The following is a 24,857-nucleotide window of genomic DNA, read 5'->3' as shown; positions in this document are numbered from 1 at the left end:
TCCCTGCCATGAAGGCTTCCCGTATCACCGCCGCCGCTGCCGTCGCGGGCACCGCCGTCCTCGCGCTCGCCGCCCCGGCCTTCGCCCATGTCTCCGTGCAGCCCGAGGGCACCGCGGCCAAGGGCGGTTTCGCGGTCGTGGACTTCAAGGTCCCCAACGAGCGCGACAACGCCTCCACCACCAAGCTCGAGGTGACCCTCCCGGCCGACCACCCGCTGGCCTCGGCCATGCCCGAGCCACTGCCCGGCTGGACCGTGCAGGTCACCAAGTCCAAGCTGGACAAGCCGCTGACCCTGCACGGCGAGAAGATCGCCGAGGCCGTCACCAAGGTCACCTGGACCGCCGACGGCAAGGGCATCCAGCCCGGCTACTTCCAGAAGTTCCCGCTCTCCCTCGGCGCGCTGCCCGAGAACACCGACCAGCTGGTGTTCAAGGCGGTCCAGACGTACTCCGACAAGGAGGTCGTCCGCTGGATCGAGGTGCCGCAGCAGGGCCAGGCCGAGCCGGAGAACCCGGCCCCGGTGCTGGAGCTGTCCGCCGCGGCCGACGACCACCACGGCACGACCGTCGCCGGCCGGACCGAGAACGTGGCCGCCGCGACCGCCTCCGACGACACCGACACCACCGCCCGCGTGCTCGGCGTGGCGGGCATCGTCATCGGCGCCGCGGGTGTGGCGTACGGCGTCCTCGCCGGCCGCCGCCGCTCCGCCTAGCCCCCTTCCGGACCGCGCACCGGGGCCGTACCCGCCCGCCCTGCCTGGTCGTGCCCGTCGTACGACCCCGGTGTGCGCCGGAGTTCACACATCTGGGACATTTCTCTATGCGCAAGAAGACGTTCGCCGCGGCCGCCACCCTGCTCGCCGCCGCCACCCTGACCCTGACCGCCTGCGGGAGCGGGAACGACACCGCGTCACCGGTCACCGTCGTCTCGGCGGATTCCGGCTCGGGCAAGGCCGCCACCGTCCTCGACCAGCCGTTCACCAAGCCGGACCTGGTCCTCACCGACACCCACGGCCGTCAGTACGACCTCCGCAAGGAGACCAAGGGCCACCCGACCCTGGTCTACTTCGGCTACACGCACTGCCCGGACATCTGCCCCACCACGATGAGCAACATCGCCGTCGCCAAGAAGGCGCTGCCCAAGGCCGAGCAGGACAACCTCCGGGTCGTCTTCGTCACCACCGACCCCGGCCGCGACACCCCCGCCGAGCTGGGCAAGTGGCTCAAGGGCATCGACCCCCAGTTCATCGGTCTGACCGGTGACTTCGCCACCGTCCAGGCCGGCGCCCGCTCCCTCGGCATCTCCGTGGAGCCGACCACGAAGGACAAGAACGGCAAGACCGTCTCCGTCCACGGCACCCAGGTCATCGCCTTCTCCCCGAAGACCGACGCCGGGTACGTCCTCTACGGCGAGAGCGCCACCGTCGACGACTACACCAAGGACCTGCCCAAGCTCGTCAAGGGGGCCAAGCCGTGAGGCGCCGCGCCGTTCTCGCACCCGCCGCGCTCGCCGGTGCCCTGATCCTCACCGGCTGCTCCGGCTCCCACTCCGCGAAGGCCGAACTGTCGGTGAGCGGGCCCTACATGCCCCAGCCGGTCTCCGCCGACATGGCCGCCGGGTTCCTGACCATCACCAACAAGGGCGGGGCGGACGACCGGCTGACCTCGGTCACCAGCGAGGTGGCCGGCCAGGTCACCATGCACAGCACCGTCGGCGGAGCCATGGCGGAGAAGACCTCCTTCGCCATACCCGCCCATGGTCAACTCGTGTTCAAAAGCGGTGGCAACCACCTGATGTTCGAGAAGCTGAAGCGCGCGCCCAGGCAGGGCCAGACGGTCGCCGTGAAGCTGACCTTCGCCACGTCCGGGCCCCTGACGGTCGAGATGCCGGTGAAGTCCGCCACGTACCACCCACCGACCGGCCACTGAGGGAGGGACCACCGTGATCCGGACCATCACCCCCCGTCTGCGGGCAGTGGTGCTGCTGCTCCTCACCGTCGCCGGCGCCCTGCTGGCGGGCGCCGCACCGGCCTCCGCGCACGCCGCGCTGACCGGCAGCGACCCCGCCCAGGGGGTGGTGGTCAAGCAGGCTCCCACCCAGGTGTCGCTCACCTTCTCCGAGAAGGTGGCGATGAACGACGACTCGCTGCGCGTCCTCGACCCGCGGGGCAGGCCGGTGCAGACCGGCGCCCCCGCCGAGACCGGCGGCACGACCTACGCCGTACGGCTCAAGAGCGGCCTCGGCAAGGGCACCTACACGGTCACCTACCAGGTCGTCTCCGCCGACAGCCACCCCGTCGCCGGCGCCTACACCTTCTCCGTCGGGGCGCCCTCGCCGACCGTGGTCACCGGCACCGGGCCGACCGCGGGCGGCGGCGCCGTCGGCTGGCTCTACGCCCTCGGCCGGTACGCCTCGTACGCGGGGTTCATCGTGCTCGCGGGCGGCGCGGCCTTCGTCCTCGCCTGCTGGCGGCCCGGCGCGGGCGTACGGCCCGTGCAGCGGCTGGTCGTCGGCGGCTGGCTCACCCTCACCGCGGCCACCCTGTGGCTGCTGCTCCTGCGCGGCTCCTACACCACCTCGGGCAAGCTCGCCGACGTCTTCGACCTCGATCTGCTCGGCCAGGTGCTCCAGACCAAGACCGGTGCCGCGCTGGTCTCCCGGCTGCTGCTGCTCGCCGCCGCCGCGCTGTTCATCGCCGTCCTCTTCGGCGCCTACCAGCGGCGCGAGGAGGGCGCGGAGAAGCGGGACCTGACCTTCGGGCTCGCGGTCGGCGGGCTGGTCGTCGCGGCCGGGCTGGCGGCGAGCTGGGCGATGGCCGAGCACGCCTCCACCGGGCTCCAGCCGGGCATCGCCATGCCCGTCGACGTCGTCCATCTGCTCGCCGTCGCCGCCTGGCTGGGCGGGCTCGCCGCCCTGCTGGTGGCGCTGTACCGGGCGCCCGCCGAGACCCCGGTCGAGGCCGCCGCCGTCCACCGCTTCTCCCGGCTGGCCTTCGGCTCCGTCCTCGCACTGGTCGCCACCGGCGCCTATCAGTCCTGGCGCCAGCTCGGCTCCTGGTCGGCGTTCACCGGCACCCGGTACGGCCAGCTGCTGCTGGTCAAGATCGGGCTGGTGGCGCTGATGACCGGTATCGCGGCGGTGTCCCGGCGGTGGACGGCACGGCTCGCCGACCGGGACGCCGATGACACCCTCGCGTCCAGGGCCGCCGTCGCCGCCGCCGAGCAGGCGAAGGAGCCCGCGGCAGCCAAGCGCAGGAGCACTGGCACCAGCAAGACCCGCTCCGGCTCCGGTGACTCGCAGCGTGCCGCCCAGCTCGCCCGGCAGCGGGCCGCGATGGATGCCGCTCGGCAGAAGCGGCTGAGGGACGCCGATCCGAACCGCTTCGGACTGCGCCGCTCGGTGCTGGCCGAGGCCGGTGTCGCCGTCGTCCTGCTCGCCGTCACCACCGCACTGACCCAGACCGAGCCGGGCCGCACCGAGCAGGAGGCCAGGGCCGCCACCTCGTCGTCCGGCACCGCCGCGGTGCCGTCGAACGGCGCACTCACCCTGGACATGCCCTTCGACACCGGCGGCACGGGCGGCAAGGGCGTCGTCAGCGTCGATCTCGACCCCGCGCGCGTCGGCGCCAACGAGATGCACGTCTACGTCCAGAAGCCCGGCGGACAGGCCTTCGACGTCCCCGAGGTGAAGATCGCCTTCACCCTCGACGCGAAGAAGATCGGCCCGCTCCCCGTGACCCCCGACCACATCACCACCGGCCACTGGGCCGCGGAGGGGGTGCAGATCCCGATGGCCGGCGACTGGAAGATCGCCGTCACCGTGCGCACCTCCGACATCGACCAGGTGACCGTCTCCAAGAACGCGCAGATCGGCTGAACGACACCATGCCCGAGCACCAGTCCATTCCGCAGCCCCGCACCTCCGACGCGCCGGTGCAGGAGACCGCTCCCGCGGGCGTCTCCCGGCGCACGCTGCTCGGCACCGCCGGCGCCACCGGGCTGATGCTCGGCGCGGCCGGCGGAGCCGCGGGCTACGCCGCCGCGCCCGCCCGGGCCACCCCGCTGACCTCCGTCGGCACCGGCCGCGCGATGTTTCACGGGAAACATCAGCCCGGCATCACCGAAGGCCTCCAGGCGCGCGGACATCTGATCGCCTTCGACCTGGCGCCGGGCGCGGGCCGCAAGGAGGCGGCGGCCCTGCTGCGCCGCTGGTCGGCGACGGCCGAGCGGCTGATGGCGGGCGAGGCCGCGCCGCACGGCGACACCGACGTGGCCCGGGACGCCGGCCCCTCCTCGCTGACCATCACCTTCGGCTTCGGCCACAGCTTCTTCGGCCGCACCGGACTGGAGAAGCAGCGGCCCACCGCCCTGGACCCGCTGCCCGACTTCTCCTCCGACCGGCTCGACAAGGCGCGCAGCGACGGCGACCTGTGGGTGCAGATCGGCGCGGACGACGCCCTGGTGGCCTTCCACGCCCTGCGCGCCGTCCAGAAGGACGCGGGCGACGCGGCCCGGATCCGCTGGCAGATGAACGGCTTCAACCGCACCCCGGGCGCCACCTCACACCCCATGACCGCCCGCAACCTCATGGGCCAGCTCGACGGCACCCGCAACCCCAAGCCGGCCGAGGCCGACTTCGACCAGCGGATCTTCGTGCCGGCCGGCGGTGAGCCCGCCTGGATGGCGAACGGCTCCTACGCCGTCGTACGCCGGATCCGGATGCTGCTGGACGACTGGGAGAAGCTGTCCCTGTCCGCGCAGGAGCAGGTCATCGGGCGGCGCAAGGACAACGGGGCGCCGCTGTCCGGGGGCACGGAGACGACCCCGATGGACCTGGAGAAGACCGACGCCCGGGGCGGGTACGCGGTCCCGGTCAACGCGCACGCCCGGATCTCCCGGCCCGACCAGAACGGCGGGGCGGCCATGCTGCGGCGCCCCTTCTCCTACCACGACGGCTTCGCCGCGGACGGCACCCCGGACGCCGGTCTGCTCTTCGTCTGCTGGCAGGCGGACCCGCTGCGCGGCTTCGTCCCGGTGCAGCGCAAGCTCGACCGGGGCGACGCGCTGTCGAAGTTCATCCGGCACGAGTCGAGCGGGCTGTTCGCGGTGCCGGGCGGCACGGCGAAGGGCGAATACGTGGGGCAGCGGTTGCTGGAGGGGTGATCCGGGCTGCTACAGGGGGCTCCGGGTTGCGCAAGCGCGGCGCGGCAATTCTGTGCTGATCACGCTTTCAAACCACCCGGTCGAGTGGCGTTTATGAGACGCGGCCGCCGCTTTTCCCTGCGGCCATTAGGGTGAGGGACATGCCAGCCAGCTATGCGTATCTCGGTCCCGAGGGCACCTTCACCGAGGTGGCCCTGCGCACGCTGCCGGAATCGGCCACCCGGGAGCTGATCCCGTATGTGTCGGTGCAGTCCGCGCTGGACGCGGTGCGGGCCGGCGAGGCCGAGGCGGCGTTCGTGCCGATCGAGAACTCGGTCGAGGGCGGTATCACCACCACGCTGGACGAGCTGGTCGCGGGCGAGCCGCTGATGATCTACCGCGAGGTGCTGCTGTCCATCACCTTCGCCCTGCTGGTACGGCCCGGGACCACGCTCGCGGACATCAAGACGGTCTCCGCCCATCCGGCGGCCCAGCCGCAGGTGCGCAACTGGCTGCGGGCCAACCTCCCGGACGCCACCTGGGAGTCCGCCGCCTCCAACGCGGACGCCGCCCGGCTGGTCCAGGAGGGCCGCTACGACGCCGCCTTCGCCGGCGAGTTCGCCGCCGCCCGGTACGGCCTCACGGCCCTGGAGACCGGGATCCACGACGCGGAGAACGCGCAGACCCGGTTCGTGCTGGTCGGCCGCCCGGCCCGGCCCGCCGCGCCGACCGGCGCCGACAAGACCTCGGTGGTGCTGTGGCAGCGCGACGACCACCCCGGCGCGCTGCGCGATCTGCTCGGCGAGTTCGCCACCCGCGGGATCAACCTGATGCTGCTCCAGTCCCGGCCGACCGGCGCCGGTATCGGCAACTACTGCTTCTGCATCGACGCCGAGGGGCACATCACCGACCGGCGGATGGCGGAGGCGCTGACCGGGCTGAAGCGGATCTGTCTCCAGGTGCGTTTCCTCGGCTCCTACCCGCGCGCGGACATCACGGCGAAGGAGGCCCGGCCGGCGCTGCCGGGGACCTCGGACCAGGAGTTCATCGCGGCGGCCGACTGGGTGGCACGCTGCCAGGACGGCCGGTTCTAGGCCGGTTCCAGCCAGTCGCACCCGGGCCGGCGTTATCCACAGACGTTATCCACAGGTCCTCTTCTCGACCTGGGGACAAGTCGACAAGGACGGGCCGGTCGGTCGACAAATCCCCCTTCGCCCCACAGGCGGGTCTACCGACGCATCGGCCACCCTTCGTCCACCTGTTTCCTTTGGTTCATCTTTCAGGGCGACCGTTTTCCACCGAAAGTGGGTGTCGAAGCGGTTTGAGCGGGGAATTCTTCGCTGCGTTCGACACTTCCGGAGTGATCGATTCCGAAATCCACAGATCTTCCGCACAGCCTGTGGATAACTCATCGGAGAGGGGTGAGTCCCTGTGGACAACAGGGGTGCGGCCGGCCCGCCAAGTGCCGCTCTCCACAAGGAAATCCGGTCAACCAGGCACCTCGGACCTGCCCCGTCCCAGGGAGTGAGACACTTTCCCTTGACCGGACTCGTTCCCTTGATCGGGACTCGACCGGACTCGACACAGTCGGCAATTACCGCATAGCGGAACGTATGGAGCGAATCAGAACTCCCCGGAATTGTGATTCGTGAGCGGCAACCCCGCACCGGTAGCCTTGGCCCTGTGATTGACCTTCGCCTGCTTCGTGAGGACCCCGACCGTGTGCGCGCGTCTCAGCGTGCCCGTGGAGAGGATGTCGCGCTCGTCGACGCTCTCCTGTCTGCCGACGAGCGGCGCAGGTCCTCCGGCGTCCGCTTCGACGAGCTGCGCGCCGAGCAGAAGCAGCTCGGCAAGCTCATCCCCAAGGCCACCGGCGACGAGAAGGCCGAACTGCTCAAGCGCGCCGAGCAGCTGAAGGCCGACGTCAAGGCCGCCGACGCCGAGCGCGACGCCGCCGACGCCGAGACCCAGGAACTGCTGCTCCGGCTCGGCAACCTCGTCCACCCCGACGTGCCCGTCGGCGGCGAGGAGGACTTCGTCACGCTGGAGACGCACGGCACCATCCGCGACTTCGCCGCCGAGGGCTTCGAGCCCAAGGACCACCTGGAGCTGGGCCAGCTGCTCGGCGCCATCGACGTCGAGCGCGGCGCCAAGGTCTCCGGCTCCCGCTTCTACTTCCTCACCGGCGTCGGCGCCCTGCTCGAGCTGGCCCTGGTGAACGCGGCGATCGCCCAGGCCACGGCGGCCGGCTTCACCCCCATGCTCACCCCGGCGCTGGTCCGCCCGCAGTCCATGGCGGGCACCGGCTTCCTCGGCCAGGCCGCCCAGGACGTCTACCACCTCGACAAGGACGACCTGTACCTGGTCGGCACCTCCGAGGTCCCGCTGGCGGCCTACCACATGGACGAGATCATCGACGCCGACAAGCTGCCGCTGCGGTACGCGGGCTTCTCGCCCTGCTTCCGCCGCGAGGCCGGCTCGCACGGCAAGGACACCCGGGGCATCTTCCGCGTGCACCAGTTCGACAAGGTCGAGATGTTCTCGTACGTCGCGCCCGAGGACTCCCAGGCCGAGCACCAGCGCCTGCTGGAGTGGGAGAAGCAGTGGCTGACCTCGCTGGAGCTGCCGTTCCGCGTCATCGACGTCGCCTCCGGTGACCTCGGCGCCTCGGCCGCCCGCAAGTACGACTGCGAGGCGTGGGTCCCGACCCAGGGCAAGTACCGCGAGCTGACCTCGACCTCGGACTGCACCGAGTTCCAGTCCCGCCGGCTGTCCATCCGGGTCCGCGACGGCAAGCAGGTCAAGCCGCTCGCCACCCTCAACGGCACGCTGTGCGCCGTACCGCGCACCATCGTGGCGATCCTGGAGAACCACCAGCAGGCCGACGGCTCCGTCCGGGTCCCCGAGGTGCTGCGCCCGTACCTGGGCGGCCGGGAGGTCCTGGAGCCGGTCGCCAAGTGACCGGGTTCCCCTTCCGGCTCATCGCCACCGACCTCGACGGAACGCTCCTGCGCTCCGACGAGTCGGTGTCGCAGCGCACCCGTGAGGCGCTCGCCGCGGCCACCGCGGCGGGCGCGGCCCATATCGTCGTCACCGGCCGCGCGGTCCCCTGGACCCGGCACATCCTGGACGACCTCGGCTACGACGGCCTCGCCGTCTGCGGCCAGGGCGCCCAGGTCTACGACGCCGGCGCGCACCGCCTGCTGACCTCGGTCACCCTGGACCGGCAGCTGGCGGGCGTGGCCCTGGCCAAGATCGAGGCCGAGGTCGGCCCGCTCTATCTGGCGGCCAGCCGGGACGGCCTCGACGGCGAGGTGCTGGTGGGCCCGGGCTACGCGGTCACGGGCAGGCTGCCGGCCACCCCCTTCACCGACGCGTCCGACCTGTGGTCGGCCCCGCTCGGCAAGATCTACATACAGCATCCGACGCTGAGCGACGACGAGCTGGCCGAGGCCGCACGGATCGCGGCCGGCGGTTTCGTCAGCGTGGCCATGGCGGGTGAGGGCATCGTGGAGCTGCTCCCGCTGGGGCTGTCCAAGGCCACGGGTCTGTCTCTCGCCGCCCGCCGCCTCGGTCTGAAGGCCGCCGACACGCTCGCGTTCGGCGACATGCCCAACGACATCCCGATGTTCGCCTGGTCCGCCCGAGGGGTGGCCATGGCCAACGCCCACGAGGAACTGCGCGCGGTGGCCGACGAGGTGACCACCTCCAACGAGGAGGACGGCATCGCGGTGGTGCTGGAGCGGTTGCTGGCGTGACCCGGGGCAGAGTGCCCCCCTTGTGACAAGGGGGGCACTAGGGAGGGCGGCCCACGCGGGCGCGAGGCTCACATGCTCGAAGCGGCCGCCGACAATCCCAGCCCATCCCGCTCGGACACTCCCGGCAGATGGTGCACAACCACTCTGCGCCGACACCGAGTCGACTGCCACCGAATAACGGCGGCTCGGCTAGCGCCGACGCCATCTGCGTCTGCGCGCCTTGCTGAAGAACCAGCCGGCCGGCGGCTCGTCGGACCGCCAGGGCTGCGGCTCAGGCGCCTCGCCCCGCCAGCGGGCGGCGAGCATCCGGGCCCGCGCGGACGGTTCGGCGGTCCCGGCGGCGCGGACGAAGTCCTCGTCCAGGACGAGGTCGTCCCAGGCGTCGCTCCCGGCCGGCGGCTGCCCGCGACCGTCCTGCGGCTCCCTTTCCCCTGCCATTACCGGCCTCCTCGCCGTGTCCGCCGTATCCAGTCTGCGCCAGCCCCGGATGAAGTCCCCGTCAAGGCCGCCGCCGGGGCCTACTCCTCGCCCGCCAGCTTCAGCGAGCGCAGCTTCTGGCCCGCGTACCAGGTGGCCAGCACGGTGACCGCCACCAGCAGCACCACCGCGGTCGGCAGGCCCACCTCGGAGGTGACCAGGTCGCCGCCGGCCAGCTTGTGGGCGACGGCCAGCGACCACTGCTGGACGCTCAGCGTGCGCGCCCCGGGCACCAGGGAGCCGAACAGCGCCTCCCACACGAGCGCGTAGACCAGCCCGAAGACCACGGCGTGCCGGGAGACCGTGCCGAGCAGCAGGAACAGGGCCGAGTACGCGATGGAGGAGACCAGCGCGGCGACGGTGTAGGCGACGGCGATCTGCTGGCCGTTGCCGTTCAGGATCAGACCGGCGATCAGGGTCGGCACCGCCGAGAACACCATGGTCACCGCGATGGCGACGATCAGCTTGGTGAAGATGATCGTCGGCCGCTTCAGCGGCTTGGCCAGCAGATAGACGACGGAGCCGTCGTCTATCTCGGGGCCGATCGCACCGGTGCCCGCGATGACACCGATGATCGGCACCATGGTGGCGAGCGCGAACCCGCCGAGGACGTCGGCGGCGGTCTGGTCGTCCGCGCCGGTCAGGGAGCGCACCACCACGGAGATCACGATGAGCAACAGCGGCAGCGCGCCGAGGATGAGGGCCCGACGGCGGCCGAGCAGGGCCCGGTAGGTGAGCCGGGCGACGGTGGGGTCGTACATCTTCGGCCTCCTACGCCGCGACCAGGTACGAGAAGACGGACTCCAGGGACTCGTCGGACGGCGAGACCGTGAGCAGCCGGATGCCGTGGTCCCTGGCGACCTTCGGCAGCAGGGTGGTGAAGCGGCCGAAGTCGACGGCCTGGATGCGCAGCGCGCCCTCGGCGTGGTCGACCTCGATCCCCGAGGTGGACGGGTCGGCGATCAGCGCGGCGGCGAGGGCGCGGTCGTCGCTGGAGCGGACCAGGTAGCGGTGCGGGCGGTCGGTCATCAGGCGGCGGATCCTGCGGAAGTCGCCGCTGGCCGCGTGCCGTCCGGCGACGACGACCTCGATGTGCCGGGCCAGCTGCTCGACCTCTTCGAGGATGTGCGAGGAGAACAGCACGGTGCGGCCCTCGTCGCCCATCTTCCGCAGCAGTTCCATGAGTTGCAGGCGCTGCCGCGGGTCCATGCCGTTGAACGGCTCGTCGAGCAGCAGCAGCGACGGGTCGTGGACGAGGGCGCTCGCCATCTTCACGCGCTGCCGCATGCCCTTGGAGTAGGTGGAGATCTTCCGGTCCTGCGCGTACTCCATCTCCACCGTGGCGAGGGCGCGCTGGGCGGCCGTGGCGCCGAGGCCGTGCAGCTCGGCGTTGGCGAGCACGAACTCGCGGCCGGTGAGGAAGTCGTACATCGCCTCGCGCTCGGGGACGATGCCGATGTGCCGGTAGATCTCCTCGTTGCGCCAGACCGGCCGTCCGTCGAGGGTGACCGTGCCGGTGGAGGGGGCGAGGAAGCCGCCCATCATGTTGATGAGGGTGGACTTGCCGGCGCCGTTCGGGCCGAGCAGGCCGGTGACTCCGGGGCCGATGGTCATGGTGATGTCGTTGACGGCGACCACGTTGCCGAACCAGCGGGAGACGTGGTCGAGGCTCAGTGTGGTCACAGTCCCACCTTCTTGTAGCGGCGCAGCAGGAGGCCGTAGCTGCCGGCGATGAGGCCGAGGACCACCAGGACGTACACCACGCCCTGTCCGGCCGACGGGTCGACGCCTCCGGGGTTGCGGGCGGTCGCGCCCAGGAAGGCCGACTGGACCCCGTCGATCAGGGTGACCGGCGAGAACAGGCCGATCCAGGGGATGACCCCGCTGTGTCCCTGGGTGTAGGCGATGGCCTGGAGCGTGGAGACCGCGCCATAGGAGATGACCATGACCGCGATCACGGCGGCGATGCCGAAGCCGCGGCGCGGGGTGACGGCTGCGATGACCAGGCCGATACCGGCGAAGAGCAGGGAGAGCAGGGCCACGGAGACCAGTCCCTCGGCGAATTCCTTCGTCTGGTGGGCGAAGTCCAGCTTGGACAGCAGGGCGCCCGCGTACATCACGACCAGCAGGGCGGCGGTGAGGACGAAGACCGCCGAGGCGAGCGCCGCGTACTTGGCACGGACGTAGTCGGCGGTCTCGATGGGCCGCGAGAAGTACAGCGGTACGGTCTTGAACCGCAGGTCGCGGGAGACGGACTGCGGTGCCTGCGCGGCGACGAACAGGCTGATCACGGCCTGGAGCATGATCCCGTAGCGTGTGTAGGCCACCGGCAGTTCGTGCGCCTTGGTGGCGACCGCGACGGCCACCATGATGGCCGCGGGCACGCACATCACCGTGAACAGCAGCATCGGCAGCACCTTGGACTTGGCCGAGCGGCCGAGGCCGTAGGAGCCGCGCAGGGACTGCGAGTACAGCGAGCGGCGGGCGTAGGCGCGGCCGAGGCGGGGGCCGTCGTAGCCGCGGTAGCCGATGTCGTGGATGCGGGTCTGGTCGCCCGCGGATGTGGTCAGGGGCTGCTCAACCGCCATGGCCGACGGCCTCCTTCCGCTGCTCGTCACTGTTGTGTGCGTCCTCGCCGGTGAACACCTCGGAGATGTGGTGCCGGCGCTGCTCCATGCGCACCAGGCCGAGGCCGAGGTCGGCGACCACGTCCCGGACCAGGTCGTAGGTCTCCTCGCCCTGTGCGGTGAGCAGCAGGATGTGGCCCGCGCCGGGCAGTCCGGCGCCCTCCGCGCGGGTGTCCACCCCGCGCGCGTGGAGCGCCTCGCGGACCGCGCGGGTGCCGTCCGGGTGGGTGTCGCTGTCGGTGACCTCGATCGCGAGGGTGGCGGTGCTCTGGGTGAAGTCGGTGGTGGAGCTGGAGCGCAGCAGCTTGCCGCCGTCGATGACGACGACGTGGTCGCAGGTGCGCTCCAGCTCGCCGAGCAGATGGGAGGTGACCAGGACGGAGATGCCGAACTCGGTGTGCACCCGGCGGATCAGGCCGAGCATCTCGTCGCGGCCGACCGGGTCGAGGCCGTTGGTCGGCTCGTCCAGGAAGACCAGCTGCGGGTCGTGCACCAGGGCCTGCGCGAGCTTGACCCGCTGTTTCATGCCGGTGGAGTAGCCGCCGATGGGGCGGTAGCGCTCCTCGTACAGCCCGACGTGGCGCAGGGTGTCCGCGGTGCGCTCGCGGGCCGCGGTGGGCGGCAGGCCGGACATGCGGGCCATGTGGACGACGAACTCGGTGGCCGAGACGTCCGGCGGCAGGCAGTCGTGTTCCGGCATGTAGCCGACGCGCTCACGGATGGCGGCGCCCTCGGTGGCGACGTCGAGGCCGAGCACCGCGGCGCGGCCCTCCGTGGCGGGGGACAGACCCAGCAGGATCTTGATCAGGGTGGACTTGCCGGCGCCGTTGGCCCCGACGAGTCCGGTCACACCGGGTCCGATGTCCACGGACAGCCGGTCGAGCGCGGTCACCCGGGGGAACCGCTTGCTCAGGCTTTCGGTCGCGATCAAAGTCACGTCTACGACGGTAGTGATCCCGGACACGTCCGTCGTCAGACCACAGAGCCGTCTTCACCTCAGACCCAGGTATTACGGGGCCCTAGGGGATTCCCCCCTGCGGGGCCGTTCGGGGGGCCGCCGGCACCCTGCCGACACGCCTATTGACGCCGACTCTAACAAGTGCGAGTGTCACCAGAGTCAAGTTACTGACGCGTACCGCGGACGACGGGACGGGCGGCATGACGACGGCAGTGAGCAGGGAACTCTCCGCGGAACTGCGGGGGTTCAGGCGGGTGCAGCGCCTCGCCTACGAGTGCGCGGAGGCGGTCGCGGCACGCCTGGAGCCGGGCGTGACCGAGCGCGAGGCGGCACGGATGCAGCGTGAGTGGCTGCGCGAGCGCGGGGTGCGGGACTGGTTCCACCTGCCCTTCGCCTGGTTCGGGGACCGTACGGCGTTCGTGAACTTCCGCATCCCGCTCCAGTTCTTCCCCACCGACCGCGCGCTGGCGCCCGGGATGCCGTTCATCCTGGACATGGCGCCGGTGTACGAGGGATACACGGCGGACATCGGCTACTCGGGCTCGCTCGGCGTGAACCCGGTGCAGGACCGGCTGCTGGCCGACCTGGAGGCGCACCGCGAGCTGATCCTGCGCGAGGTGCGCGAGCGGCGCCCGCTGCGGGACATCTACGAGGACGTGGACCGGCTCATGGTCCGCCAGGGCTATGCCAACCGGCACCGGGCGTATCCGTTCGGCGTGATCGCCCACAAGGTGGACCGGGTCGGGCAGCGCCGCTTCTCCCCGCATCTGTTCGGGTTCGGCACCCAGTCCCTGAAGGGCCTCGCCGCCGACGCGCTGCACGGCCACCGCGAGGGCTGGTCGCCCCTGTGGTCGCCGTACCGCTTCTCGGACCACCCGCCGCAGCCGGGCCTGTGGGCGGTCGAACCGCACCTCGGCTTCCGCGGCACGGGCGCCAAGTTCGAGGAGATCCTCGTGGTCACCGACTCGAAGGACCCCGAGGAGAGCGCGTTCTGGCTGGACGACGATCTGCCGCACGTGCGGCGCTGGGCGGAGGAGAAGTGACACTCGAGGGTGCGCGTGAGCGCTGGGTGCGGACCGGCGGGGTCGAGCTGTGCGTGGCCGAGCTGGGCGACCCGGAGCAGCCGACGGTGGTGCTGGTGCACGGCTATCCGGACAGCAAGGAGGTCTGGTCACCGGTCGCGCAGCGCCTGGCCGGCCGCTTCCATGTGGTCCTCTACGACGTCCGGGGCCACGGCCGGTCGACGGCTCCCGAGCCGCTGCGCGGCGGCTTCACGCTCGCCAAGCTGACGGACGACTTCCTGGCCGTGGCGGACGCGGTCAGTCCGGACCGGCCGGTGCACCTGGTCGGCCACGACTGGGGCTCGGTGCAGTCCTGGGAGTTCGCCACGACCGGCCGCACCGAGGGCCGTATCGCCTCCTTCACCTCCATCTCCGGACCGTCCCTGGACCACTTCGGGCACTGGATCAACGCGCGCGTGAAGCGTCCGACGCCCCGCCGGGTGGGCCAGCTCCTCGGCCAGGGCGCCAAGTCCTGGTACGTCTATCTGCTGCACACACCCGCGCTGCCGGAGCTGGCCTGGCGCGGCCCGCTCGGGAAGCGCTGGCCGGGGATCCTGCGGCGCGTCGAGCAGGTCCCCGCCGGCGACTACCCGACCGCCTCCCTGCCCTCGGACGCCGCCCACGGCGCCTGGCTGTACCGGGACAACGTCCGCGCCCGGCTGCGCCGGCCCCGCCCGGACGCGTACGCACACGCGCCCGTGCAGCTCATCACGCCCCAGGGGGACGCGTTCCTCTCCGAGCGCCTCTACGACGACCTGGACGCGTGGGTGCCCCGGTTGACCCGCCGCACCCTCCCGGCCAAGCACTGGGTGCCGCGCACCCGCCCCGACCAAGTGGCCGGCTGGATCGAGGAGTTCGCCACCGGCGTCGAGGGCGGCCGGCCGGACGAGCGGGCCACCGGACGCCACGCCGACCGGTTCGCGGGCCAGTTGGTGCTGGTGACCGGGGCGGGCAGCGGAATCGGCCGGGCCACCGCGTTCGCCTTCGCGGAGGCGGGCGCGCGCGTGATCGCCGTGGACCGCGACGCCGAGACGGCGGCCCGCACCGCCGAACTCGCCCGGCTGATCGGCGCGTCCGGGGCATGGGCCGAGACGGCCGACGTCGCCGACGAGCAGGCCATGGAGAAGCTCGCCGAGAAGGTGCACCGCGAGTACGGCGTACTGGACGTGCTGGTCAACAACGCGGGGATCGGGCTGTCCGGCTCCTTCTTCACCACGACGACCGACGACTGGCGCAGGGTCCTGGACGTCAACCTCTGGGGTGTGATTCATGGTTGCCGCCTCTTCGGCGCCCGCATGGCCGAGCGCGGACAGGGCGGCCATATCGTCAACATCGCGTCGGCGGCCGCCTTCCAGCCGTCCCGCGCGCTGCCGGCCTACAGCACCTCGAAGGCAGCCGTGTTGATGCTCTCCGAGTGCCTGCGCGCCGAACTCGCCGCGCAGGACATCGGGGTGAGCGCGCTCTGCCCCGGCCTGGTCAACACCAACATCACCGCGACCGCCCGCTTCACCGGCGTCGACGAGGCGGAGGAACGCCGCCGCCAGAAGAACTCCGCCCGCTTGTACGGCCTTCGGAACTACCCGCCGGAGAAGGTGGCCGACGCGGTGCTGGACGCGGTCGCCCGCAACAAGGCGGTCGTCCCGGTGACTCCGGAAGCCCGGGGCGCCCATCTGCTGTCCCGCTTCCTGCCGGGTGCGCTGCGCCGACTCGCGCGTGTGGAACCGAAGTTGTGAGAGTGCCTTGAGCGGCTGGGGAGTTGGCCAAACATCCCCATTCCCCGGGCACTTGTCCACAGATCTGCCAACTGGGCTTGTGGATAACTGCACTTGCTTGTGGATCAAACCTCGGAAGGAAAACAACCTGCGTGATCCGCGTCTCTCCCGCACGCTGGACGTATGAACGAGAGACAGGTGAGCGGGAAACGCGTGAGCGAGGGACAGGTGAGCGACAGACGTGTGAGCGAGGACCGGCCGGACGAGAGACGTGCCGTGAAGGTGTCCAAGTACCTCTCCAAACACCTCCGGCACCAGCCCGAGCGCATCGGCCTCACACTGGACCGCGGCGGCTGGGCGGAGATCGACACACTGATCGCCGCGGCCGCCGCGCACGGGTTCCGGTTCACCCGTGCGGAGCTGGACCACGTGGTGGCCGGCAACGACAAACAGCGCTTCGCGATCGAGGGCACCCGCATCCGCGCCAGCCAGGGCCACAGCATCGACGTCGATCTCGGCCTGCCGCCCGCGACCCCGCCGCCGTACCTGTACCACGGCACGGTCGCCCGCAGCCTCGACGCGATCCGCGCCGACGGGCTCAAGCCCATGAACCGGCACGCCGTGCACCTGTCCGCCGACCGGGAGACCGCCACCCGGGTCGGTGCCCGCCGGGGCCGTCCCGTGGTGCTCGCCGTCGACGCCGGTGCCATGCATCGCGACGGCCACGTCTTCCACGTCAGCGCCAACGGCGTCTGGCTGACCGACGCCGTACCGCCCCGCTACCTGCGCTTTCCCGGCCCGCGCTGACGGCGGCCCCATCCATGCGGACCAGCCCCGGCCCCCTGCCCGTCCGTGGTGGAGCGGGCGCGCACGGTGACCGTTTCGTCCGCTGTCCGTGGTGCCGCTTAGTCTCGGACGCATGAGCCTGCGTCTGAGCACCGTGATCCTGCCCTACCGCCGCTGGAGCGAAGGCGGCCGCGCGGCCTGGACGCGCGCCGAGGAGCTCGGCTTCCACACCGCGTACACCTACGACCACCTGTCCTGGCGCAGCTTCCGCGACGGCCCCTGGTTCGGCGCGGTACCGACGCTGACCGCCGCCGCGGCCGCCACCGACACCCTCCGCCTCGGCACCCTGGTCACCTCGCCGAACTTCCGCCACCCGGTGACCCTCGCCAAGGAGCTGATCTCCCTCGACGACATCTCGGGCGGCCGGATCACCCTCGGCATCGGCGCCGGCGGCACCGGCTTCGACGCCACCGCCCTCGGCCAGGAGCCCTGGTCCCCGCGCGAGCGCGCCGACCGGCTCGCCGAGTTCATCCCGCTGCTCGACCGGCTGCTCACCGAGGACGCGGTGACCCAGGAGGGCCGCTTCTACTCGGCGCACGAGGCACGGAACATCCCCGGCTGTGTGCAGCGCCCCCGGCTGCCGTTCGCGGTGGCGGCCACCGGCCCGCGCGGCCTCCGCCTCGCCGCGCGGCACGGCCAGGCCTGGGTGACCACCGGCGACCCGAAGCTGTACGAGACCGGCACCCCCGAGCAGTCCGTAGCGGCCCTGCGCGGGCAGCTCGGCAAGCTGTCCGAGGCGTGCGCGGCCGCCGGGCGCGACGTGGCGGACCTGGACAAGATCCTGCTCACCGGCTTCACCCCGGACCGGAACCAGCCGCTTCGGTCGCTGGACGCCTTCGTGGACTTCGCCGGCCGCCACCGCGAGCTGGGCTTCACCGAGATCGTCGTCCACTGGCCGATCCCGGACTCCGACTTCGCCGCCGACGAGAAGGTCTTCGAGCAGATCGCCATGGAGGCCCTGGCCCAGCTGGGCTGACGGCTCCGGACGTCATCTGTGTCTCATCTGTGCGGAGTTCCGCACGGGCGTGATGGCATATGCGCGACAATGGCCGGGTGACCTCAGCGACCAGACAGCCCGGGACCCCGTCCGCCGCCGTACGGCCGCGGCTGATCGCCACCGACCTCGACGGCACCCTGCTGCGCGACGACAAGTCGGTCTCCCCGCGGACCGTCGCCGCGCTGGCCCGCGCCGAGGAGGCCGGCATCGAGGTCTTCTTCGTCACCGGCCGCCCGGCCCGCTGGATGGACGTCGTCAGCGACCATGTCCACGGCCACGGCCTGGCGATCTGCGGCAACGGCGCCGCCGTCGTCGACCTGCACGGCGGCCCCGGCGCCCACCGCTTCGTGAAGGTGCGCGAACTGGACCGCAAGAACGCCCTGAGTGCCGTCGGACTGCTGCGCGACGCGGCTCCCGGCACGGTGTTCGCGATCGAGCAGACGTACGGCTTCCACCAGGAACCGGCCTATCCCAAGCTGCACATGGAGATACCCGACCGGCTGCTGCCCGCCGAGGACCTCCTCGCTCCCGACGGCCCGGACGCCGACCAGCCCGTCCTGAAGATCCTCGCCTACCACCCCGACCTCGACCCCGACGCCTTCCTGGGCCTCGCCCGGCTCGCCGTCGGCGGCCATGCCAACGTCACCCGCTCCAGCCCCAGCGCCCTGCTGGAACTGAGCGGCCCCGAGGTCTCCAAGGCCAGCACGCTCGCGCTGTGCTGCGCCGAACGCGGCATCTCGCACGAGGAGGTCGTCGCCTTCGGCGACATGCCCAACGACGTCGAGATGCTCACCTGGGCCGGACAGTCGTACGCGATGGGCAACGCCCACCCCGAGGTGATCGCCGCCGCCTCGGGCCGCACGGTCGCCAACAACGACGACGGCGTCGCAGTGATCATCGAGCGCCTGCTGGCGGACCTCTAGCGCATTTCCTCCGCCGGCAAGCTCCGGAAGGAGAGGCCCTAGAAGGACGAGTAGGACGCCCCCACCAGCGACTCCGCCTCCGCCTCCCGGCGTGCCATCGTCCGCAGCGGCCCGTCCACCGCGGCCAGCTCCGCGTACGGACCCCGCTGCACCACCCGGCCGCCGTCCAGCACGATCACCTCGTCCACCGCCTCCAGACCCGCCAGCCGATGGGTGATCAGCAGGGTCGTACGGCCCTCCGTCGCGGCCAGCAGATCGGCAGTGAGCGCGTCGGCCGTCGGCAGGTCCAGATGCTCGGCCGGCTCGTCCAGGACCAGTACGGGGAAGTCGGCCAGCAGGGCGCGGGCCAGCGCCAGCCGCTGCCGCTGACCGCCCGACAGCCGGGCCCCGTGCTCTCCCACCAGCGTGTCCAGGCCGTCGGGCAGCCCGTCCAACCAGTCCAGCAGCCGCGCCCGCGCCAGCACCCGGCGAAGCTCGTCCTCGGTGGCGTCCTTCCTGGCCAGCAGCAGGTTCTCGCGCACCGAGCTGTCGAAGAGATGCGCGTCCTGCGCGCACAGTCCGACCAGCCGCCGTACGTCGTCGTCGGCCACCGTGTGCGCGTCCACACCGGCGAGCGTGTACGAGCCCGCTTCGGCGTCGAGGAACCGCAGCAGCACCTGGGCGAGAGTCGTCTTGCCGGAACCCGACGGCCCCACCACGGCGATCCGGCGGCCCTGCTCCAGCGTGAGATCGACCCCGGCCAGCGCCTCCCGCCGCTGTCCCTCGTGCCGCGCGGACAGCCCCTTGAGGACCACGGGGAAAGGCACGGCGGGCGCCTGCCGCGGCCGCTCCGGCTCGCGCACCGGCTCCGGGGCGTCCAGCACCTCGTACACCCGCTCCGCGCTGCCCCGCACCCGCTGGCGGTAGCGCACGGCGAGCGGCAGCCCCAGGACGGCCTCGAAGGCGGCCAGCGGAGTGAGGACCACCACGGCCATGGCCACCCCGCCGAGCCGGCCCGCGGCCACCGCCTGGGCGCCGAACAGTGCCGCGGCGGTGACGGTCAGGCCGGAGACCAGGGCGGTGAGCCCGTCGCCGAGCGCGGTGACGGCCGCCGCCCGCGAGGCGATCCGGGTGAGGGTCGCGTCGGCCCGCCGGGCCGCCTCGGCACGGGCGGGCAGCGCACCGGCGACGGTCAGCTCGGCGGTGCCGGTGAGCAGGTCGGTCACCCGGGTGGCGAGCACCCCCCGCGCGGGCGCCAGCCGCCGCTCGGTGCGCCGGGCCGCCGTCGCGGTCACCAGCGGCACCCCCACGCCGGCCACCAGCAAGCCGGCCGCAAGGGCGGCCCCCGCCTCGGGCAGCAGCCACGCCGTGAAGCCGACGGAAGCGGCGGAGACGACCAGAGCGACCCCGGCCGGCAGCAGCCAGCGCAGCCAGTAGTCCTGAAGCGCGTCCACATCGGCGACCAGCCGGGTGAGCAGGTCACCCCGGCGCACGGTCCGGAGCCCGGCGGGCGCGAGCCGCTCCAGCCGCCGGTACACCGCGACCCGGGTGTCGGCCAGCATCCGCAGTACGGCGTCGTGCGACACCAGCCGCTCCGCGTACCGGAAGACGGCCCGCCCGATACCGAAGGCCCGGGTCGCCGTCACGGCCACCATCAGATACAGCACCGGCGGCTGCTGCGAGGCCCGCGAGATGAGCCACCCGGAGGTCGCCATCAGCCCGACGGCACACCCCAGCGCCAGACTCCCGAGCCCCAGGGCCAACCCCAGCCGCCCCCACCACTCCCCGGCCAGCCCCCGAACCCACCTCAACCCCCGAGCCCTCGCCGCGGAAGACGCAGCAGGCTCACCATCCAGCCGAGCGAGCGGAGACGCCGTGGGCTCACCATCCAGCCGACCGAGTCGGGTGGCGGGTGGTCGAGGACGGGGGTCCAGGGGGCGGAGCCCCCTGGAACGCTCACTGCCACCCCGGCCACCCAACATCTCCGCGCCACTCACCACCCCACCGCCCACACCCAACCGCACCACCCGCCCGGCAACCCCCAGCAACGCCGGCCGATGCACCACAAGCAACACCGTCCGCCCAGCGGCCAGCCTCCGCACCGCCGCCACAACCTCCGCCTCCGTCGCCCCATCCAGCGCAGCCGTCGGCTCATCCAGCAACAGCACCGGCCGATCCGCCAGAAACGCCCGCGCCAACGCGAGCCGCTGCCGCTGCCCCGCCGACAACCCGGCCCCGTCCTCACCGAGAACCGTCTCGGCCCCCTCCGGCAGCGCATCCACGAACTCCAGCGCCCCCGCGTCCCGCAGCGCCTGCCGCACCGCAGCGTCGTCCGCACCGGGCTGGGCCAGCCGTACGTTCTCCGCGATGGTCCCGGCGTACAGATGCGGCCGCTGCGGCACCCAGGCGATCCGCGCCCGCCACGCCTCCGGGTCGAGGTCGGCGAGATCGGCTCCCCCGACCCGCACCCGGCCCCCGGTGGGCCGGACGAACCCCAACAACACGTTCAGCAGCGTCGACTTACCCGCCCCGCTCGGCCCGACCAGCGCCACGGTCTCACCCGGCTCCACCCAGAAGGACACATCGGTCACGGCATCGGCCGACCGCCCCGGATAGCGAACGGTGACCCCCTCGAAGACCACCGCACCCACCGAGCCCTCCGCGGACACCGGCACCGCACCCTCGCCCGCCGCCGGAACCGGCGTCTCCAGCACCGAGAAGATCTCCTCCGCAGCGGCGAGCCCCTCCGCCGCCGCGTGATACTGCGCCCCCACCTGCCGCAGCGGCAGATACGCCTCGGGCGCCAGGATCAGGATCACCAGACCGATGGACAGATCCATCTCGCCATGGACGAGCCGCATCCCGATCGTCACGGCGACCAGCGCGACCGACAGCGTGGCCAGCAGTTCCAGCGCGAAGGAGGACAGGAAGGCGATCCGCAGGGTCCGCATGGTCGCCTGCCGGTACTCCCCGGTGATCCGGCGGACGGACGCGGCCTGTGCCTTGGCCCGGCCGAACACCTTCAGCGTGGGCAGCCCTGCGACGACGTCCAGGAAATGGCCGGACAGCCGGGACAACAGCTGCCACTGCCGGTCCATCCGGGACTGCGTGGCCCAGCCGATCAGCACCATGAAGAGCGGGATCAGCGGCAGCGTGCCGACGATGATCGCCGCCGACACCCAGTCCTCGGTGACGATCCGCGCCAGCACGGCCACCGGTACGACCACCGCAAGCCCCAGCTGCGGCAGATAGCGCGCGAAGTAGTCATCGAGGGCATCGACGCCCCGCGTGGCCAGAGTGACGAGCGAACCCGTCCGCTGACCGCTCAGCCACCCGGGGCCAAGAGCGGCCGCCCGCTCGAGGAGCCGCCCCCGCAGCTCCGACTTCACCGCCGCACTGGCCCGGTGGGCCGCGCGTTCGGTGAGCCACGCCACCACCGACCGCCCCACCGCCACGCCCGCCAGCAACAGCAGTGGACTGCGCAGCTCAGCGACCGACTGCCCCTGCTGGAAGGCCCCGACGACGATGTCGGCGATGAGCATCGCCTGAGCGATGACCAGCCCGGCACCGACCGCCCCGAGGGCGATGACCGCCACCAGGAAGACGCGGGTGGCGCGGGCGTACCGCAGAAGACGCGGATCGATGGGTTTCACGTGAAACATGCCCTTCGGTCCAGAGGGTGTGTTTCACGTGAAACACACCCTCGGCGGACTCAGTGTGCGGCGCCGGCAGCAGCGTCAGGAGCGATGTGCTGCGTACCGATCCGCTTGCGGAACACCCAGTAGGTCCAGCCCTGGTAGAGCAGGACGATCGGCATGGCGATCGCTGCGCACCAGGTCATGATCTTCAGGGTGTAGGGGCTCGACGAGGCGTTGGAGACCGTCAGGCTCCACTCCCCGTTGAGCGTCGACGGCATGACGTTCGGGAAGAGCGAGAGGAAGAGCATCGCCACGGCGGCCACGATGGTGACCCCGGACAGTGCGAATGACCAGCCCTCCCGGCCTGCCTGGTTGGCCACGAGGGCGGCCACCAGCGCGACGACCGCGACGATCAGAGCCACCAGGCTCGCGCTGTCACCGCTGTGGGCCTGTGTCCACAGCAGGAAGGCGAGTGCCACCACGGCCGTGGCCAGACCGACCCAGAGCGCCAGCTTCCGCGCCCGCACCCGGATGTCACCGACGGTCTTGAGCGCGGTGAACACCGCTCCGTGGAAGGTGAACAACGTGAGCGTCACCAGGCCGCCCAGCAGGGCGTAGGGGTGGAGCAGATCCCCGACGCTGCCGACGTACTCGAAGTTCCGGTCGATCTTCACGCCCCAGGCGATGTTCGCGAAGGCCACGCCCCACAGGAACGCCGGGATCAGCGAGGTCCAGAAGATCGCCGTCTCCCAGTTGCGCTGCCAGTTCTCCTCAGGTCGCTTCGCCCGGTACTCGAAGGCGACCCCCCGGATGATCAGGCAGACCAGAATGACCAGCAGGGGCAGGTAGAAGCCGGAGAAGAGGGTGGCGTACCACTCGGGGAAGGCGGCGAAGGTCGCGCCGCCGGCGGTGAGCAGCCACACCTCGTTGCCGTCCCAGACCGGGCCGATGGTGTTGATCAGCACCCGGCGCTCGGACCGGTTCCGGGCCAGCAGCTTGGTGAGGATGCCGACCCCGAAGTCGAATCCCTCCAGGAAGAAGTAGCCGGTCCACAGGACGGCGATCAGGACGAACCAGACGTCGTGAAGTTCCATGACTGTCCCCTCGGCCTAGTACGAGAAGGCCATCGGCTTGTCGGCGTCACGGGTGTCGCCGCCGATCTTCGTGGGCGGGTTGAGGTCGGCTTCGGTCAGCTCGGGCGGACCGGCCTTGACGTACTTCGCGAGCAGCTTGACCTCGACCACGGCGAGGACCGCGTACAGCGTCGTGAAGACGATCATCGAGGTGAGGATCTCGCCCTGGGAGACACCGCGGGAGACCGCCTGCCGGGTCTGGAAGACGCCGTAGACGACCCACGGCTGCCGGCCCATCTCGGTGAAGATCCAGCCCCAGGAGTTGGCGATCAGCGGGAAGGCCAGGGTCCAGGTCGCGATGTGCCAGTACCAAGGGGTGAGCTTCGGGCTGAGCGCCTTGCTCTTGAAGAGCACCAGGTGCGGCACCTCGTCCTCACCGACCCGCAGATGCCGGGGGAGCATGAACTTCTTGCGGGTCAGCCAGAGCCCGGCCAGGCCCAGGGCGAAGGAGGCCATGCCGAAGCCGATCATCCAGCGGAAGCCCCAGAAGGCGACGGGGATGTTGGGCCGGTAGTCACCGGGCCCGAACTTCTGCTGCTCGGCCTTGTTGACGTCGTTGATACCGGGGACGTACGAGGTGAAGTCGTCGTTGGCGAGGAAGGACAGCAGGCCGGGGATCTCCACGGCCACGGTGTTGTGGCCCTTCTGCACATCGCCGTACGCGAAGATCGAGAACGGCGCCGGCTTCTGGCCGTCCCACAGCGCCTCGGCGGCCGCCATCTTCATCGGCTGCTGCTTGAACATCACCTTGCCGAGCACATCGCCGCTGACGGCGGTGAGCAGACCGGCGATGACCACCGTGACCAGGCCCAGCCGCAGCGAGGTCTTCATCACGCGCACATGCTTCTTGCGGGCCAGGTGGTAGGCCGCGATGCCCACCATGAAGGCGCCACCGGTCAGGAAGGCGGCGGACAGGGTGTGGAAGACCTGGCTCAGTGCGGTGTTCTGGGTCAGCACGGCCCAGAAGTCGGTCAGCTCGGCACGGCCCTTGGCCTTGTTGATCCGGTAGCCGACGGGGTGCTGCATCCAGGAGTTGGCCGCGAGGATGAAGTACGCCGACAGGATCGTGCCGATCGACACCATCCAGATGCAGGCCAGGTGGATCTTCTTGGGCAGCTTGTCCCAGCCGAAGATCCACAGCCCGATGAACGTGGACTCGAAGAAGAACGCGATCAGCGCCTCGAAGGCGAGCGGCGCGCCGAAGATGTCACCGACGAAGCGGGAGTACTCGGACCAGTTCATGCCGAACTGGAACTCCTGCACGATGCCGGTGACCACACCCATGGCGATGTTGATCAGGAAAAGCTTGCCCCAGAACTTGGTGGCCCTGAGGTACTTCTCCTTGTCCGTTCGGACCCAGGCGGTCTGGAGCCCGGCCGTGAGCGCGGCCAGGGAGATCGTCAGCGGGACGAACAGGAAGTGGTAGACGGTGGTGATGCCGAACTGCCAGCGCGCCAGTGTCTCCGGCGCCAAAGCCAAGTCCACGTCGTCAGCTCCTTACTTCGCCGTGGTAGCGGCGGTTTGCCCCTTTTGTCGCGCACATAGTGGAGCAACCGGGACACGCTTGTGAACGCGTTCACATTCACAAGCCATTATGACGCACTGA

At 71.2% G+C, this 24,857-nt stretch carries 21 protein-coding genes; 13 read left to right on the top strand and 8 right to left on the bottom strand.

Annotated features, from left to right (window positions below):
- Nucleotides 1-8 precede the first annotated feature (8 nt).
- From ACWCV9_RS23450 to ACWCV9_RS23415, 8 genes are all read left to right on the top strand, one after another.
- Nucleotides 9-713 carry a YcnI family copper-binding membrane protein gene (locus ACWCV9_RS23450; RefSeq protein ID WP_450789236.1) on the top strand — a complete coding sequence of 235 codons (705 nt, stop codon included), beginning with the start codon at nucleotides 9-11 and terminating at the stop codon, nucleotides 711-713.
- Between the two features lie 107 nt (nucleotides 714-820).
- Entirely contained in the window at nucleotides 821-1,477 is a 657-nt protein-coding gene (locus tag ACWCV9_RS23445; protein WP_450789235.1) for an SCO family protein, read from the top strand.
- A complete protein-coding gene (locus ACWCV9_RS23440; RefSeq protein WP_450789233.1) occupies nucleotides 1,474-1,929 on the top strand; it encodes a copper chaperone PCu(A)C in 456 nt (151 codons plus the stop codon). The genes ACWCV9_RS23445 and ACWCV9_RS23440 overlap by 4 nt, the downstream gene beginning before the upstream one ends.
- A 13-nt stretch (nucleotides 1,930-1,942) precedes the next feature.
- Complete coding sequence (locus ACWCV9_RS23435) at nucleotides 1,943-3,877, top strand: copper resistance CopC/CopD family protein (protein WP_450789231.1); 1,935 nt, start codon at nucleotides 1,943-1,945, stop codon at nucleotides 3,875-3,877.
- 8 nt (nucleotides 3,878-3,885) lie between these two features.
- On the top strand, nucleotides 3,886-5,163 hold the full coding sequence (efeB, locus tag ACWCV9_RS23430) for an iron uptake transporter deferrochelatase/peroxidase subunit (RefSeq protein ID WP_450789229.1): 1,278 nt from the start codon (nucleotides 3,886-3,888) through the stop codon (nucleotides 5,161-5,163).
- A 140-nt stretch (nucleotides 5,164-5,303) separates the two neighbouring features.
- On the top strand, nucleotides 5,304-6,236 hold the full coding sequence (gene pheA / locus ACWCV9_RS23425) for a prephenate dehydratase (protein ID WP_450789227.1): 933 nt from the start codon (nucleotides 5,304-5,306) through the stop codon (nucleotides 6,234-6,236).
- Nucleotides 6,237-6,825: 589 nt separating this feature from the next.
- Complete coding sequence (gene serS, locus ACWCV9_RS23420) at nucleotides 6,826-8,103, top strand: serine--tRNA ligase (protein ID WP_385841485.1); 1,278 nt, start codon at nucleotides 6,826-6,828, stop codon at nucleotides 8,101-8,103.
- Complete coding sequence (locus ACWCV9_RS23415) at nucleotides 8,100-8,900, top strand: HAD family hydrolase (protein ID WP_450789225.1); 801 nt, start codon at nucleotides 8,100-8,102, stop codon at nucleotides 8,898-8,900. Before serS ends, ACWCV9_RS23415 begins: the two co-directional genes overlap by 4 nt.
- Before the next feature lie 189 nt (nucleotides 8,901-9,089).
- Here the strand turns inward: ACWCV9_RS23415 and ACWCV9_RS23410 are convergent, their stop codons facing one another.
- The 5 genes from ACWCV9_RS23410 to ACWCV9_RS23390 form a co-directional block, all read right to left on the bottom strand.
- Nucleotides 9,090-9,338: an SGM_3592 family protein gene (locus ACWCV9_RS23410; RefSeq protein ID WP_450789224.1), complete on the bottom strand. Its 249-nt coding sequence runs from the start codon at nucleotides 9,336-9,338 to the stop codon at nucleotides 9,090-9,092.
- A gap of 80 nt (nucleotides 9,339-9,418) precedes the next feature.
- Entirely contained in the window at nucleotides 9,419-10,138 is a 720-nt protein-coding gene (locus ACWCV9_RS23405; RefSeq protein WP_385841488.1) for an ABC transporter permease subunit, read from the bottom strand.
- A 10-nt stretch (nucleotides 10,139-10,148) separates the two neighbouring features.
- Nucleotides 10,149-11,060, bottom strand: a complete 912-nt coding sequence (locus ACWCV9_RS23400; RefSeq protein WP_450789223.1) for an ABC transporter ATP-binding protein — start codon at nucleotides 11,058-11,060, stop codon at nucleotides 10,149-10,151.
- Nucleotides 11,057-11,965 (bottom strand): ABC transporter permease subunit, encoded by a 909-nt coding sequence (locus ACWCV9_RS23395; RefSeq protein ID WP_450789221.1) that lies wholly within the window; start codon nucleotides 11,963-11,965, stop codon nucleotides 11,057-11,059. The genes ACWCV9_RS23400 and ACWCV9_RS23395 overlap by 4 nt, the downstream gene beginning before the upstream one ends.
- On the bottom strand, nucleotides 11,955-12,935 hold the full coding sequence (locus ACWCV9_RS23390) for an ABC transporter ATP-binding protein (protein ID WP_450789415.1): 981 nt from the start codon (nucleotides 12,933-12,935) through the stop codon (nucleotides 11,955-11,957). The genes ACWCV9_RS23395 and ACWCV9_RS23390 overlap by 11 nt, the downstream gene beginning before the upstream one ends.
- Before the next feature lie 227 nt (nucleotides 12,936-13,162).
- Here ACWCV9_RS23390 and ACWCV9_RS23385 point away from each other — a divergent pair, with 227 nt between their 5' ends.
- The 5 genes from ACWCV9_RS23385 to ACWCV9_RS23365 all read left to right on the top strand — a co-directional run bounded on the left by ACWCV9_RS23385 (nucleotide 13,163) and on the right by ACWCV9_RS23365 (nucleotide 18,501).
- Nucleotides 13,163-14,005 carry a M24 family metallopeptidase gene (locus ACWCV9_RS23385; protein ID WP_450789220.1) on the top strand — a complete coding sequence of 281 codons (843 nt, stop codon included), beginning with the start codon at nucleotides 13,163-13,165 and terminating at the stop codon, nucleotides 14,003-14,005.
- The gene (locus ACWCV9_RS23380; RefSeq protein WP_450789219.1) at nucleotides 14,002-15,756 is read left to right on the top strand and encodes an SDR family oxidoreductase; all 1,755 of its coding nucleotides are present in this window, start codon (nucleotides 14,002-14,004) and stop codon (nucleotides 15,754-15,756) included. Before ACWCV9_RS23385 ends, ACWCV9_RS23380 begins: the two co-directional genes overlap by 4 nt.
- A 222-nt stretch (nucleotides 15,757-15,978) precedes the next feature.
- Entirely contained in the window at nucleotides 15,979-16,542 is a 564-nt protein-coding gene (locus tag ACWCV9_RS23375; RefSeq protein ID WP_450789413.1) for an RNA 2'-phosphotransferase, read from the top strand.
- A 112-nt stretch (nucleotides 16,543-16,654) separates the two neighbouring features.
- A complete protein-coding gene (locus ACWCV9_RS23370; RefSeq protein ID WP_450789217.1) occupies nucleotides 16,655-17,557 on the top strand; it encodes an LLM class flavin-dependent oxidoreductase in 903 nt (300 codons plus the stop codon).
- Nucleotides 17,558-17,616: 59 nt separating this feature from the next.
- Nucleotides 17,617-18,501, top strand: a complete 885-nt coding sequence (locus ACWCV9_RS23365; protein ID WP_450789215.1) for a Cof-type HAD-IIB family hydrolase — start codon at nucleotides 17,617-17,619, stop codon at nucleotides 18,499-18,501.
- Nucleotides 18,502-18,539: 38 nt separating this feature from the next.
- Here ACWCV9_RS23365 and cydD read toward each other — a convergent pair whose 3' ends face one another.
- From cydD to ACWCV9_RS23350, 3 genes are read right to left on the bottom strand one after another with little or no spacing between them, the layout of a single operon-like run.
- Nucleotides 18,540-22,133, bottom strand: a complete 3,594-nt coding sequence (cydD, locus tag ACWCV9_RS23360; RefSeq protein WP_450789214.1) for a thiol reductant ABC exporter subunit CydD — start codon at nucleotides 22,131-22,133, stop codon at nucleotides 18,540-18,542.
- A gap of 59 nt (nucleotides 22,134-22,192) precedes the next feature.
- A complete protein-coding gene (gene cydB, locus ACWCV9_RS23355) occupies nucleotides 22,193-23,212 on the bottom strand; it encodes a cytochrome d ubiquinol oxidase subunit II (protein WP_450789212.1) in 1,020 nt (339 codons plus the stop codon).
- Between the two features lie 15 nt (nucleotides 23,213-23,227).
- Nucleotides 23,228-24,736 carry a cytochrome ubiquinol oxidase subunit I gene (locus ACWCV9_RS23350; protein WP_450789210.1) on the bottom strand — a complete coding sequence of 503 codons (1,509 nt, stop codon included), beginning with the start codon at nucleotides 24,734-24,736 and terminating at the stop codon, nucleotides 23,228-23,230.
- Nucleotides 24,737-24,857 lie beyond the last annotated feature (121 nt).

The sequence above is a fragment of the Streptomyces sp. NPDC001606 genome (assembly GCF_053596835.1).
The sequence above is the reverse complement of the archived record's forward strand: the minus strand, read 5'-3'. Positions and strand labels throughout refer to the sequence as shown.